Annotated in this window: 8 protein-coding genes and 1 pseudogene; 6 read left to right on the top strand and 3 right to left on the bottom strand. The window is 66.0% G+C overall.

The genetic code is table 11. The features are described from left to right. Positions 1-324: 324 nt before the first annotated feature. The 6 genes from fghA to ACK41V_RS21660 all read left to right on the top strand — a co-directional run bounded on the left by fghA (position 325) and on the right by ACK41V_RS21660 (position 9,855). A complete protein-coding gene (fghA, locus tag ACK41V_RS21685) occupies positions 325-1,194 on the top strand; it encodes an S-formylglutathione hydrolase (protein ID WP_409785482.1) in 870 nt (289 codons plus the stop codon). A gap of 91 nt (positions 1,195-1,285) precedes the next feature. Next, entirely contained in the window at positions 1,286-3,049 is a 1,764-nt protein-coding gene (locus tag ACK41V_RS21680; protein WP_409785481.1) for a phosphoethanolamine transferase, read from the top strand. A 64-nt stretch (positions 3,050-3,113) separates the two neighbouring features. Then, on the top strand, positions 3,114-3,401 hold the full coding sequence (locus ACK41V_RS21675) for a GNAT family N-acetyltransferase (protein ID WP_409785480.1): 288 nt from the start codon (positions 3,114-3,116) through the stop codon (positions 3,399-3,401). Between the two features lie 513 nt (positions 3,402-3,914). Then, complete coding sequence (locus ACK41V_RS21670; RefSeq protein ID WP_409785478.1) at positions 3,915-5,093, top strand: efflux RND transporter periplasmic adaptor subunit; 1,179 nt, start codon at positions 3,915-3,917, stop codon at positions 5,091-5,093. Between the two features lie 113 nt (positions 5,094-5,206). Then, the gene (locus ACK41V_RS21665) at positions 5,207-8,386 is read left to right on the top strand and encodes an efflux RND transporter permease subunit (RefSeq protein ID WP_409785476.1); all 3,180 of its coding nucleotides are present in this window, start codon (positions 5,207-5,209) and stop codon (positions 8,384-8,386) included. Then, positions 8,386-9,855: an efflux transporter outer membrane subunit gene (locus tag ACK41V_RS21660; protein WP_409785474.1), complete on the top strand. Its 1,470-nt coding sequence runs from the start codon at positions 8,386-8,388 to the stop codon at positions 9,853-9,855. Before ACK41V_RS21665 ends, ACK41V_RS21660 begins: the two co-directional genes overlap by 1 nt. 142 nt (positions 9,856-9,997) lie before the next feature. On the opposite strand, the gene ACK41V_RS21655 is transcribed toward ACK41V_RS21660, so the two are convergent. The 3 genes and pseudogenes from ACK41V_RS21655 to ACK41V_RS21645 form a co-directional block, all read right to left on the bottom strand. After that, a complete protein-coding gene (locus ACK41V_RS21655) occupies positions 9,998-11,188 on the bottom strand; it encodes a PA0069 family radical SAM protein (protein ID WP_409785472.1) in 1,191 nt (396 codons plus the stop codon). Between the two features lie 145 nt (positions 11,189-11,333). Further along, positions 11,334-13,046 carry a tannase/feruloyl esterase family alpha/beta hydrolase gene (locus ACK41V_RS21650; RefSeq protein WP_409785470.1) on the bottom strand — a complete coding sequence of 571 codons (1,713 nt, stop codon included), beginning with the start codon at positions 13,044-13,046 and terminating at the stop codon, positions 11,334-11,336. Between the two features lie 138 nt (positions 13,047-13,184). Continuing rightward, positions 13,185-13,555, bottom strand: a pseudogene (locus tag ACK41V_RS21645) (3-hydroxyacyl-CoA dehydrogenase); the annotation flags it as partial.

The raw sequence follows: 13,555 nt of genomic DNA, 5'->3' as shown, positions 1-13,555 counted from the left end.
CCATTCAAACCAGACTGAACGACAACCCCCACCCGTTCGGGCTGAGCCTGTCGAAGCCAGGGCACGCCTTGCCACCAACCCTTCGACAAGCTCAGGGCGAACGGAGTCTTTCAAATGCCACTGTCCCATTCAAACCAGACTGAACGACAACCCCCACCCGTTCGGGCTGAGCCTGTCGAAGCCAGGGCACGCCTTGCCACCAGCCCTTCGACAGGCTGAGGGCGAAAGGGGCCGCTCAAGCGCCACGGTTCCATTCGAGCAAAAACAGCCTCCAGCGCTTATTTATCATGCGCTTACAGCTATTAATTTGAGAGCAATCACACCATGACCACCCCCCTGGACCTGCAAAGCACCCACGCCTGCTTCGGCGGCGAGCAGCGCTTTTACAAGCACGACTCCACCGAGATCGGGCTGCCGATGAAGTTCTCGGTCTACCTGCCGCCCCAGGCCGCGCAGGGCCCGGTGCCTGCGGTGCTTTACCTGGCGGGCCTGACCTGCAATGAGGAGACTTTCATGGTCAAGGCCGGTGCGCAACGCCTGGCGGCTGAGCTGGGCCTGGCGCTCATCGCGCCCGACACCAGCCCGCGCGGTGAAGCGGTTGAATCCTTGCCCGGCGCCACCGCCAGCTGGGACTTCGGCATTGGCGCGGGCTTTTACCTGGACGCCACACAAGAGCCCTGGCGCACCCACTGGCGCATGGAGAGCTACCTCGTGCGCGAACTGCTGCCCCAACTGGTGCAGCACCTGCCCATCGACGGCGAGCGCATCGGCATCTTTGGCCACTCGATGGGCGGGCACGGCGCGCTCACGCTGGCGCTGCGCCACCCCGGCCAGTTCAAGACGGTGTCGGCCTTTGCACCCATCTGCGCGCCCACCCAGTGCCCGTGGGGCGACAAGGCCTTCAGCGGCTACCTGGGCGCAGACCGCACCGCGTGGCAAGAACATGACGCCACCGTGCTCATGCAGAACCAACCCGTGGCGCCCTACCCTGCAGGCATCCTCATCGACCAGGGCCTGGCCGACAAGTTTCTGGCCGAGCAACTGCACCCGCACCTGTTGGAAGAAGCCTGCGCAGCCATCGGCCAGCCACTCACCCTGCGCCGCCATGCGGGGTATGACCACGGTTATTACTTTGTGCAGAGCTTCATGGCCGACCACCTGCAGCACCACGCCCAAGGTCTGCTGCAAAGCTGAGGACGTGCAGGATGGGGCGTCTGAACCGGTGCGCGAAACAACGCGCGGGGCGTTAATGCGGCGTTAAGTTTGGGGCGCCACAGTGCGCCCCATGCCTTTGATCCTGCAGCGCCTGCTGCACCCTCACCTCGCCGCGGGCGCCCCGCCTCCGGCTTCCGCCCCTTCCTCCAACGCCGCCTCGGCCACATCACGCCCGCTGCACCCCGCCTGGCTGGTGGTGTTTATCAGCGTCTGGCTGGCCACGGTCTGCAATGTGCCCCTGTGGCGTGAAGTAGCACAACTGCCCGGCCAAGGCAGCCTGCGCGGCTGGGGCTTTGCCATGGCATTCGCGCTGATCGTGACGGCAGGCAACGCCGCGTTGCTGGGCCTGCTGGCCTGGCGCTGGACGATCAAGCCCGCCGCCGCGCTGCTGGTGGTGATGGCCGCGTTTGGCGCGTATTTCATGCTGGCCTACGGCGTGGCCATTGACGCCAGCATGCTCACCAACGTACTGCAAACCGACGTGCACGAAGCGGGCGACTTGCTCAACGGGCGCATGCTGGCCACCGTGCTGGCGCTGGCTGCGCCGCCGCTGTGGTGGTTGCTGCGCCGCCCCGTGCAGCAGCTGAGCCCCCTGCGCCAGGTGGCGCACAACGGCCTGCTGCTGGCGGGCTCTGTCGCCGTCATCGTGGTGTGCCTGCTGCTGGTGTTCCAGGACTTTGCGTCCACCATGCGCAACCACACCAAGCTGCGTTACCTCATCAACCCGCTCAACAGCGTGTACGCGCTCGCAAACATTGCCACCAAGCCCCTGCGCATGGACACCCACAAGCTGATCCCGGTGGGACGCGACGCCCAGCTGGGCGCCAGCTACGCGGGCCAGGCCAAGCCACCGCTCTTGGTGCTGGTGCTGGGCGAAACCGGCCGCAGTGGCAACTTCGGCATCAATGGCTATGCACGCGACACCACGCCGCTGCTGGCAGCCCGCACCGACCTCGTCAGCGCCCGCAACGCCTGGTCGTGTGGCACCAGCACGGCTGCATCGGTGCCGTGCATGTTCTCGCACCTGGGGCGCACCGGCTACGAAGCACGCGCCGCCAACTTTGAAAGCCTGATCGACGTGCTGCACCACGCAGGCCTGGCCGTGCTGTGGGTGGACAACCAGTCCGGCTGCAAAGGCGTGTGCGACCGCATCGGCGAGACCATCACCAGCCAACAAAAAGACGTGGCGATAGACCCCGCCCTCTGCCCCGGCGGCGAATGCCTGGACCGCGTGATGCTGCAAGACCTGGACACCCGCATCGCCGCCCTGCCCGCCGAGCAGCGCCAGCGCGGCACCGTGGTGGTGCTGCACCAGATGGGCAGCCACGGCCCCGCGTACTACAAACGCTCGGCGCCCGACCACAAGAAGTTTGGCCCCGAATGCACCTCCACCTCCCTGCAAGAGTGCGAGCGCCAGCAGGTCGTCAACGCGTATGACAACAGCGTGGTCGAGACGGATTTCTTCCTCGATTCAGTGCTCAAATGGCTTGCAGCGCAGGACCGCAAAGCGCAGACAGCGATGGTTTACGTAGCAGACCATGGCGAGTCGCTGGGCGAGAACAACCTCTACCTGCACGGCCTGCCCTACAGCATTGCGCCCGACGTGCAAAAGCATGTGCCGTGGATCACCTGGCTGTCGCCCAGCATGCAAACCCGCACCCACATCGCCACCGACTGCTTGCAGCACGACCTGGCCGAGCGCCGCATCACGCACGACAACTACTTTCACTCGGTGCTGGGGTTGATGGATGTGAAAACCGGCGCTTACAACCCGGGGCTGGACATGTTTGCGGAGTGCAGGCAGGTGGCGGGGGCCCGCAAGGCCGCGGGCTGAAGCGGCGGGTGTTTGTCGGTGGGAGATACTCAAACGCATCCCCCACCGACGCATTCATCACGCCATGCCCCACACCATCCAGCACCAGGAACAAGACACCAAAGGCGCCTTCTACGTAGAGAGCGGCGGCCAGCGCCTTGCCGAGATGACCTACAGCCGCACCAACGCCACGATGATCATCGTGGACCACACCGAAGTGGACCCGTCCCTCAGCGGGCAAGGTGTGGGGCGCGAGCTGCTGGGCGCGCTGGTGCAGTGGGCGCGGGCGACCGGCACCAAGGTGATGCCGCTGTGCCCGTTTGCCAAAGCACAGTTCGGCAAGGACGCAACCCTCCGGGACGTGTTGGTGTAGGCCAAACCGCGGGCCAGCGGTGCGTCTGCCAGACGCCCGCATTCGCTGCGCAGACCCTCTTCACTATTGATTTGATAGCTATTGGCGCTTGATAGATAAGCGCTAGAGGCCAATTTTGCTTGAATTTTTGGCAACCAGAGGTGGGCGCCACAGCACAGGCCAACCTGCGCGTGCACCAACGCGGTTGCGCTGCGCGGGCCACGGCACGGATGCTGCTTCGTCCCAACAATCCGCATTTTTGGGGGCTTTTGGCCGGTATACATTCCAGACATATTGCATGCGCAGAATGCTCGCTTGTGCGCTGATCCGCTCCCGAACGGCGCCGAGCCTCGCGTCCACCCGTTGACCCGCCGACCCGCCTCCCCGTCTTGCCAGACCCCAGGCCCCACGCCGAAGCCCATGCCACTCACACCCGATTCATCGTCCGTCCCGCACCCGGCGACCACCGCCGCCCCAACGATTTCTTCCAGGCCCGGTCGGCAAACCGGTACATGGCACGGCGCATGGCTGCTCATGGCAGCTGCCGCGCTTGTGCTGTCCGCTTGCGGCGACAAGAAGGCGCCCAGCGCCGCCCCTGCAGCACCGCCCGTGGGCGTACTGACGGTGGTGGCGCAGTCTCAGGGGCTGAACACCGAGCTGACAGGCCGTACCAAGGCCTCGCAAAGCGCGGAAGTACGGCCCCAGGTGTCGGGCATTCTGCAAAAGCGCCTTTTCACCGAGGGTGACACGGTCAAGGCGGGTCAGCCGCTGTACCAGATCGACGCCCGCACGCTCGAAGCAGCGGCCAAAAGTGCCGAGGCCGCGCTGGCCAAGGCGCGGGCCTCTGCACAGACCGCCCGCACCAATGCCGAGCGCAATGCCGAACTGGTGAAGATCGACGCCATCAGCCGCCAGGTGTTTGACGAAAGCCAAGCGCAGGTCGCACAGTCGGCCGCCGACGTTGCTGTGGCGCAGGCGGCGCTGGACAACGCCCGCATCAACCTGCAATTCAGCCGCATCGTCGCGCCCATCAGCGGGCAGATTGATCTGTCTGTGGTGCTGCCCGGCTCGCTGGTCACGGCCAACCAGGCCCAGGCACTGACGACCATCAGCCAGCTCGATCCCATCCATGTCGACATCACCCAGTCCAGCGCCGAGTTGCTGGAGCTTCGCCGCCAGTGGCAGGCCGGCGTGTTCGGCAAGGTCGACGCCAGCGGCGCCCCGGTACGCCTGGCGCTGGAGGATGGCAGTGCGTATCCGCATGCCGGCAAGCTGCAGTTCACCGGAGCCACGGTCGGCCAGAGCACCGGGGCCATTACCCTGCGCGCGGTGTTTCCCAACCCCGACCGGATGTTGATGCCCGGCATGTACGTGCGGGCCCAACTGGCCACGGGCGTATCGACCGATGCCATCGTGGTGCCCCAGCAGGCGGTGCAGCGAGACCCTGCAGGCAAACCCAGCGTGCAACTCATCAATGCCGACAACAAGATTGAAAAACGCCCGATCCAGCTGGGCCAGGCCCTGGGCGCGCAGTGGCTGGTGCTGGGCGGCCTCAAAGCCGGAGACCGCGTGATGGTGGACGGCTTTCAGAAGGCCCGCGTGGGCCAGGCCGTCACGCCCGTGGCAATGCGTGTGGACGGCAGCCGCGTGGTGGAAGCGCAGGCTTCCGCGCCAGCAGCACAAGCGGCGGCCTCGGCCCCACCCAAGCCCTGACCCCAGGCCACGGGGCCACGCCGACGACCCGGGTGGCCCGGGCGGCCGGACGTCCGGGTGACGCCGGATGACCCCGTAATTTTTAGAGCCCACAGAACTCCCCACGCTGCACCATGGCCTATTTCTTTATCCACCGTCCGGTTTTTGCCTGGGTGCTGTCCATCGTCATCATGCTGGCGGGGGCGATGTCCATCTTCACCCTGCCGCTGGAGCAGTACCCCGACATCGCGCCCCCGCGTGTGTCGATCAACACCACCTACACCGGCGCCTCGGCCGAAACCGTAGCGGACTCGGTGACGCAGGTGATCGAGCAGCAGCTCAAAGGCATCGACAACGTGCTCTACATGAGCTCGACCAGCGACTCCGCCGGGCGCTCGCGCACGCAGCTGACCTTTGCCCCCGGCACCGACATCGACGTGGCCCAGGTGCAGGTGCAAAACAAGCTGCAGACCGCCATGAACCGGCTGCCCGAGGCGGTCAAAAGCCGCGGCGTGTTTGTGAACAAGGGCGGTCAGGACAACCTGATGACCTACGTCTTCACCTCGCCCGACCCCACGGTCACGCAGGTGGCGATTGGCGACTACATCACCAGCAATGTGGTCGATGTGATCTCGCGGATCGACGGCGTGGGCGACGTGACCGTGTTCGGCACCAGCTACGCCATGCGCATCTGGATGGACCCCGGCAAGCTGGAGCAGTTTGCGCTGATGCCGTCGGACATCGTCTCTGCCTTGAACTCGCAAAACGCGCAGGTGTCCGCCGGTCAGCTGGGGGCGTTGCCCGCCGTCAAGGACCAGATGCTCAACGCCACCATCACGGCGCGCACAAAGCTCAAGACGGTGGAAGAGTTCCAGGGCATCGTGCTCAAGGCCGCCACCGACGGGTCGCTGGTCACGGTGGGCGATGTGGCCCGCGTGGAGCTGGACGCAGACAACCTCACAGTGAAGTCCCGCCTCAACAACCAGCCGGGCGCGGGCCTGGGCGTGGTGCTGGCCGACGGGGCCAACGCCATGGCGGTGGCCACTGCGGTCAACACCAAGATGGCCGAACTGGCGCCGTTCTTCCCCGATGGGATCACCGGCGTGATCAGCTCGGACAGCACGCCCTACGTGCGGGCATCGATCAAGGAAGTGGCCATCACCCTGGCTGAAGCCATGCTGCTGGTGGTGATCGTGATGTTCATCTTTTTGCAGAACCTGCGCGCCACGCTCATCCCCGCCATCGCCGTCCCGGTGGTGCTGCTGGGCACTTTTGGCGTGTTGTCGGCGCTGGGCTACTCCATCAACATGCTGACCATGTTTGCCATGGTGCTGGCCATTGGCCTGCTGGTGGACGATGCCATCGTGGTGGTCGAGAACGTGGAGCGGGTGATGCACCAGGAAGGCCTGCCTGCCAAGGAGGCCACCATCAAGTCCATGGCAGAAATCACGCCCGCGCTAGTGGGCATCGGCCTCACGCTGTCGGCGGTGTTCATCCCCATGGCGTTCTTCTCGGGCTCGGTGGGGGTGATTTACCGGCAGTTCTCCATTGCCATCGTCTCGGCCATGGCGTTTTCGGTGCTGGTGGCGCTCACACTCACCCCGGCGCTGTGCGCCACCCTTCTCAAACCCACAGAACATTTGCACGAAGGCGCCCCCGCCCGCAAAGGCGTCATGGGCTGGATGGACCGGTTCTTCCGCTGGTTCAACGCCAGCTTTGACCGCAACTCCACCCGCTACCAAGGCGCCGTGCGCCAGTTGCTGCTGCGCGGCAAACGCGTGATGCTGGTGTTTCTGCTGGTCATTGGCGGTGTGGTGCTGTTGTTTCAAAAGCTGCCCACGTCGTTTCTGCCGGTGGAAGACCAGGGCTTTATCACCGCCAGCGTGACCTTGCCCGCGGGCTCGTCCGACGCGCAGCTGGAAGTGGTCCTGCAAGACATCACCCGGTATTTCATGGCCCAGCCCGACGTGTTGCGCGTCAACTCCCTCGCAGGCAACAGTGGCAACCAGAGCGCGGGCACCATCTTTGTGCGCCTGAAGCCCTGGGACGACCGGCCAAACGCCGAACAGAGTGCCGAGTTCATTTCGCGCAAGGCGACCCGGGATCTGTCCCGCATCCGCGCGGCCCGCATCTTTGTGTCGATGCCGCCCGCCATTCGGGGCCTGGGCTCGGACGCTGGCGTGAACTTCATGCTCAAGGACATCAACGGGCTGGGGAACGATGCCTTGCGGGCCGCCAAAGACCGTTTGGTCGAACTGGCAGGCCAGCGCCCGGAACTCGCCAACATGCGCACCACCGACTTCGACGTCACGTCAGAACTCAAGGTGGTGATCGACGACCGCAAGGCAGCCGCCCTGGGCGTGGCCACCGCAGATATCAACAGCGTGATCTCCAGCGCCGTGGGCGGCTCGTACGTGAACGACTTCGTGCACAACGGCCGCGTCAAGCGCGTGTACGTGCAGGGCGACGCGCCGTTTCGCATGCTGCCCAAGGACATCGGGCAGTGGACGGTGCGCAACCGCACCGGCGATATGGTGCCGCTCTCGGCGTTCACATCGACCGCGTGGACCAGCAGCGCGCCGCAGCTGCTGCGCTACAACGGGTCTCCCGCGATGGAGATGATCTCGAACACGGCCCCCGGCGTCAGTTCAGGCGCTGCGATGCGCGCCGTGGAAGAAATCATGCGCGAGATGCCGGTGGGCATCGGCTACGAATGGACGGGCGCGTCGTTGCAGGAGCGCCAGTCCGGCGCGCAAGCCCCCCTGCTGTACGCCATCTCCATCCTGTTCGTCTTTTTGTGTCTGGCCGCGCTGTATGAAAGCTGGAGCGTGCCGTTCTCGGTCATCCTGGCGGTGCCCCTGGGCATCGTTGGCGCGTTGCTGGCCACCTACTTCCGCGACATGTCGAACGACGTGTACTTCCAGGTCGGCCTGTTAACCACCGTGGGCCTGGCCTCCAAAAACGCCATCCTGATCGTGGAGTTTGCGGTTCAGTTGCAAGACCAGGGCAAGAGCGTGTTCGACGCCACCCTGGAGGCCGTGCGCCGACGGCTGCGGCCCATCTTGATGACCTCGCTGGCGTTCGGTTTCGGCGTGTTGCCGCTGGCGCTGGGCACCGGCCCGGGCGCCGCCAGCCGCCAGGCCATCGGCACGGCGGTGCTGGGCGGCACGGTGCTGTCTACCCTGCTGGGCCTCTTCTTCGTGCCCGTGTTCTTCTTGCTGGTGCGCAACTGGGTCAACAGAAAAAAGCGGCCGAAAGAGACCCCGTCCACACCCGGAGTGGCTCCTTCGCTCTCGCACCAAGGAGAACCGTGATGCACCGGTCGATGGATTCCATGAAGCCCCTGGTGACTGCCTCAGCGCTCATCGTGCTGCTGGCCGGATGTGCCCAGCAACCGCCTGCCAAACCCGACGTGCAGGGCGTGGTCGCCCCCGTGCTGGGCCAGCCGCTGGCCGTTGCCGACGCGAGTGCGCTGGCACTGCAAACCTCGCAGCGCCTGGCCTGGGTGCAACACCCGGGCTTGCGCCAGGCGATTGCGCAGGCGCTCACACACAACCGCGACCTGCGCGTGGCCTTGCTCAACATCGAGCGAGCGCGCGCGCAGTACGGCATCACCAGCGCAGCGCAGTTGCCCACCATAGCCGCCGCGGCGCAAGGCAGCCGCAGCCGCACGGCGGCGGATCTGTCTGGCACCGGCCAGTCCGTCACTTCCAGCCAGTACACGGCGCAACTGGCCGCCACCAGCTTCGAGCTGGACCTGTGGGGCCGTGTGCGCAACCTCAACGAGGCCGCGCTGCAACAGTTTCTGCAGTCCGAGGCGAACCAGCTGAACGTGCAGATCATGCTGGTGGCGGACGTCACCAATGCGTGGCTGAACCTGGCCGCCAACGAGGCCCGCCTCGCTCTGGCCCGCGATACCCTGGTGGGACGGCAGAAGGCGTACCAGCTCACCGAGCGCATCCACCAGCTCGGCGGCACGTCCGGCCTGGTGCTGGCGCAAAACCGGATCACGGTGGAAACCGCGCGCGGCGATGTCGCTGCCTTCACCGCCCAAGTGGCCAAGGACCGCAATGCGCTGGACGGGCTGGTGGGCAGTGGCTTGAGCCCCGACTGGCTGCCGACCGCCGACACCCTGCGCGGCGAAGCCGCTGCGGCGCCCGCGGCGCTCATGGTGCTACCCGCCGAATTGCCGTCCAGCCTGCTGCTGGCGCGCCCCGATGTGCGCGCATCCGAATACAACCTGCAGGCCCTGTCGGCCAACGTGGCCGCAGCGCGTGCCGCAATGTTCCCCACCATCACCCTGAGCACCAGCATCGGCTTTGGCAGCCGCGAGTTGGGCAGCCTGCTTGGCAGCGGCAACAACACCTGGAGCTTTGTGCCCCAGATCCGCTGGCCCATCTTCGACGGGGGCAGTGCCCGCGCGGCGGTGGATGTGGCGCAGGCCAACCGCGACATCGCCGTGGCCCAGTACGAAAAATCCATCCAGACCGCCTTCCGCGAAGTCTCGGATGCCCTCGCCGAGCGTGCGCAGTGGCAAGAGCGCCTGTCGGCGCAGCAAGCCGTGGTGGATGCGAATGCGCGGGCGTTCGAACTGTCCGAGGCGCGTTTCACGTCTGGCGTGGACAACTACCTCACCGTGCTGGATGCACAACGCAGCCTGTACGCCGCACAGCAGGCGCTGATCGGCCTGCGGCAGTCCGAGCAGGCCAACCGTGTGGCGCTGTGGAAGGTGCTGGGCGGGCAGTTGGCATCGCCCGCTGAGGCGCCTCGTTCAGTTCGCTAGCGCCTCTGCTTCCACTGGGGCAGTTTGCTATTATTTAAATAGCTACTAGCGCTTTATTTACAAGCGCTAGAGGCCTATTTGACTCATATTTTTGCTCATCGGGTCGCATACGGCGTGGGTGCGCTGGCATGCGCTTCGCGCTTCAAAACAAGCTGCTCTGCCCTTGCAGCAAACCAGGCCGAAACTGGGACAGATCCAGTTCCACCCGTTCACGGTTCAAACCCAGCTTGCGGCAGGTGGTGGCAAACCGCTGGCGCACCAGGTCGGCCCACAGGCCGCTGCCTTTCATGCGGGACACGAAGTCGCTGTTGTAGGTTTTGCCTGCGCCGCGCTGGGCATCCGTGAGGTTGTGCAGGTCTTGCACGCGCGCCATCACGCGGGCGGCGCGCTGCGGGTAATGCACCTGCAGCCATTCGCGAAACAGGGTGTCCAGCTCCCACGGCAGGCGCAGCACGGTGTAGAAGGCGCTGCGGGCGCCCGCGTCGTGCGCGGCCTCCAGCACCTGTTCCATGTCTTCGGTGATGAACGGGATTTGCGGTGCCACGCTCACACCCACGGGCACCCCCGCATCGGCCAGCGCGCGGATGGTGCGCAGGCGCCGGTGGGGCGCGGCGGCGCGGGGTTCCATGCGGCGGGCCAGGGCCGGGTCCAGCGTGGTGATGGTGATGTAGACGGCGGCCAGGCGCTGCGCAGCCAGCGGGGCCAGCAGGTCCAGGTCGCGCTCGACCCCGCTGGATTTGGTGATGAGCGAAAACGGGTGGCGCGCGTCGCGCATCACCTCGATGAGGCTGCGGGTGAGTTGCAGCTCGCGCTCCACCGGCTGATAGCAGTCGGTGGCCGAGCCGATGTTGAGCAGGCGCGGAACGTAGCGCGGCGCGCACAGCTCGTCGCGCAGCAACTGGGCAATGTTTTGCTTGGCGATGATCTGTGTTTCAAAGTCCAGCCCCGGCGAAAAGTTGAGATAACTGTGCGTGGGCCTGGCGTAGCAGTAGATGCAGCCATGCTCGCAGCCGCGGTAGGGGTTGACCGACAGTTCAAAGAAAATGTCCGGTGAGTCATTGGCACAGATGGCACTGCGTGCGGTTTCGAGGTGCACGCGAGTGGCCAGCGCGGGGGCGGGTTGCGCGCCGTCTGTGCCGTCTCTGCCGTCTCTGCCGTCTTCTTCATGCCAGGGTTGGTGATCCCACCCGTCGTCTACCACCTCGCGCGCATCCCGCGCAAACCGGTGTGCCATGGCCGTGGCGGCACCTCGGCCACGAATCGCCTGCAGGGGGATGCGGACTTCTTCGGCAGGTGCGGGTGTGTCGGAGGTGTCTGTGAAATTGCGGGTCATGGCGGGATGGCGTGCAAGGCGCCCTTTCGTTTCAGTGCGCCTTGCAGGCTGTGTTTTTATCCAGCCATGGTAGCCGATGCCCCGCAGGCGCGCCCACCAGACCGCGCTGCGGGGCGGGCGCCCCGCGTGTGGGGCGATCGGCTAACTATTCAGCGCACACAAACGATGCCGCTGCGTTCACGTCGCCTGTGCCCTTGTATTTGGGCCACTGGGGGTAGTCACACAGGGGGCGCGTACGGCCAGGCACGCCGGTCACATCGGTGGTGACCTGGCTGGTGGGGCCAACACCTTGTTCGGCCCAGCGTTCCAGCGTGGTCAACGAGTCCCAGGTGGCGTTGAAGGCCGTGCTCACGGCATGGCCCAAGCCGGGCACTTCGTAATACCGGGCAAACGATTTGACGCGGTCGGTGCCCATCTGGCTTTGCAGGCGGCGGTAGTAGTCCTCGGTGGCGCGGGAGCTGACCAGCACGTCGGCCAGGCCGTGCGCCAGCAACAGCTTGCCACCGCGCGCGGCAAACGCGGAGATGTCGGTGCTGGTGTCCAGCTGGCGGCTGAGGTCACTGATGCGCGTGGCGTAGGGGCCGGGGTTCTCGGGGTCGAGCAGCAGCGAGTTGAAGCCCGCGTCGCGCGTGACCGAATACTTGATCCACTGGTCCACCAGCACGCTGATGTAGGGCGCCGAACGCGGCATGGGCATGCTGGGGGCGGTGGTGCCCAGGCCCAGGAACGTCACCACCGGCTGCACCGGCGACGGGTTGGAGGTAATGCCCAGGTCGGCGCCCCATACGTTGTAGCCGGGGTAGCGGGTTTCGCCGCTGGCCAGCTTGAAGTTGAAGACGGTGTCGGTGTTCATCACGTTGAGTGCGCGGATCTGCGCGTCGGACAGGCAGGCATCGCCCGTGTCCGCCCCGCCCGCGCAGCGCAGCGGCGCGCCACCCACCGTGGCAGTAGCAGGGTCAAAGCGCGCATTGCATTGCCGCTGGTCGCTGATGAGGCCGTCCTGCGCGCCGTCCAGCGCATCGCACGCCTCCATGGCGGCGCGGTAGACCAGCGCGCGCTTGGGGGTGTTGGGGTAGGCACCAGGCTGGGCCAGGGCAATGTTGCTGCGGTGCCCACCCAGCAGGGCTGCGGCATCGTTCCAGGCGGGGTACCAGGCAATGGCGCCGTCCCAGTCCCCAGGCCAGCGCTGGATGGCGGCCAACGCCTCGCGCCCGCCGGTGGAGCCACCGGCAAAGTACGACTTTTGCGGACTGGCTGCGTAGCGGGCCTTGATGATGTGCAGTGCTGCGTCGCGGGTTTTCTTGAGCGCATCGCCGCCAAAGTTGCGCACGGCCTCTTCGTTCAGGCCCCAAGTGCCGTCTTGCGATCCGTAGGCATTGGCCTGGTGGCCCGAGTCGCTGGCAAAGGTGGCATAGCCGCGACCAATGGGCGTGGGCTGGTCCACCGGGCCGTTGGACACGTTGGCGCGCACGTTGGGGATGGAGCCGTTGAAGCCGCCACCGCCCAGCATCATGGCCTTGTTGTTCCAGGTAGCGGGCAGCGCCACGTTGAACCGGATGTCGGGCGCAGTGGCATCGACAGGCGCAATGCGGCCCGCGACCAGGCAGTGCGCCGGTGTCACGGTGGCACCGCTGCCGGTGGCGTCGACAGGCGTGGCCGTCAGCACGCTGCCGCCAGACGTAGGCAGGCCGATGGCAGAGGCCGGGATGGCCAGGCCCACCAGCTTGTCGCAGCTCATGGGCGTGGCGGCGGCTTCGCGGTTGTCGCTGCCACCACACGCTGCAGTAGCAGCAACTGCGGTGGACACGATCAGCCACCGCGCAGGGGTGCTGAGTGCATTGAAGATGGGTTTTTGCATGTTGTCTCCTTCTGTTGTCGTTCGATTGCAGACGACGCTCTGTGGCACCGCCCCTGCCCAGTCTGCGGGGGATCGCACGCTCGGGCTATGTGCGTGCCCCACACCTGGCGCGCGCGGCAAATGTGCGCGGCGCAGCTTTCAGCCTTGTGATGCGGCGCTGGCGGTGTCCGGCTCCAGCAGCCCGGCTTTGGCCAGCTCGTGCTTGTACTGCTCCCAGCCAGACGCGGGCACCACCTCGTGTGCGCGCGCCTGCACCTGCTGCAGGCGGCTGCGCACGGCCTCTGCAGCGTCTGGTGTGTCGAGCACATGGATGCCGCGGGTCATGGTGATGTGGGCTGATTCAAAACTGCCAGCGCCTGCCAGCAAGATCATGCGGGTGGGGGCGTCGTCGGCCACCAGCGCAATCAACCCGTGGCTCACGCGCTCTGGCGCCAGGCCCGCCAGCACGTCGCTGGGCAGCACGCCGTGTGTCATGCCTGTGGCGGCGCTGGGTGCGAGGCAGTTCACGC

This window comes from Acidovorax sp., from assembly GCF_046291265.1.
Lineage (GTDB): Bacteria > Pseudomonadota > Gammaproteobacteria > Burkholderiales > Burkholderiaceae_C > Acidovorax.
Note: the sequence above shows the minus strand (reverse complement) of the source record. Positions and strands in the feature narration are given on the sequence as shown.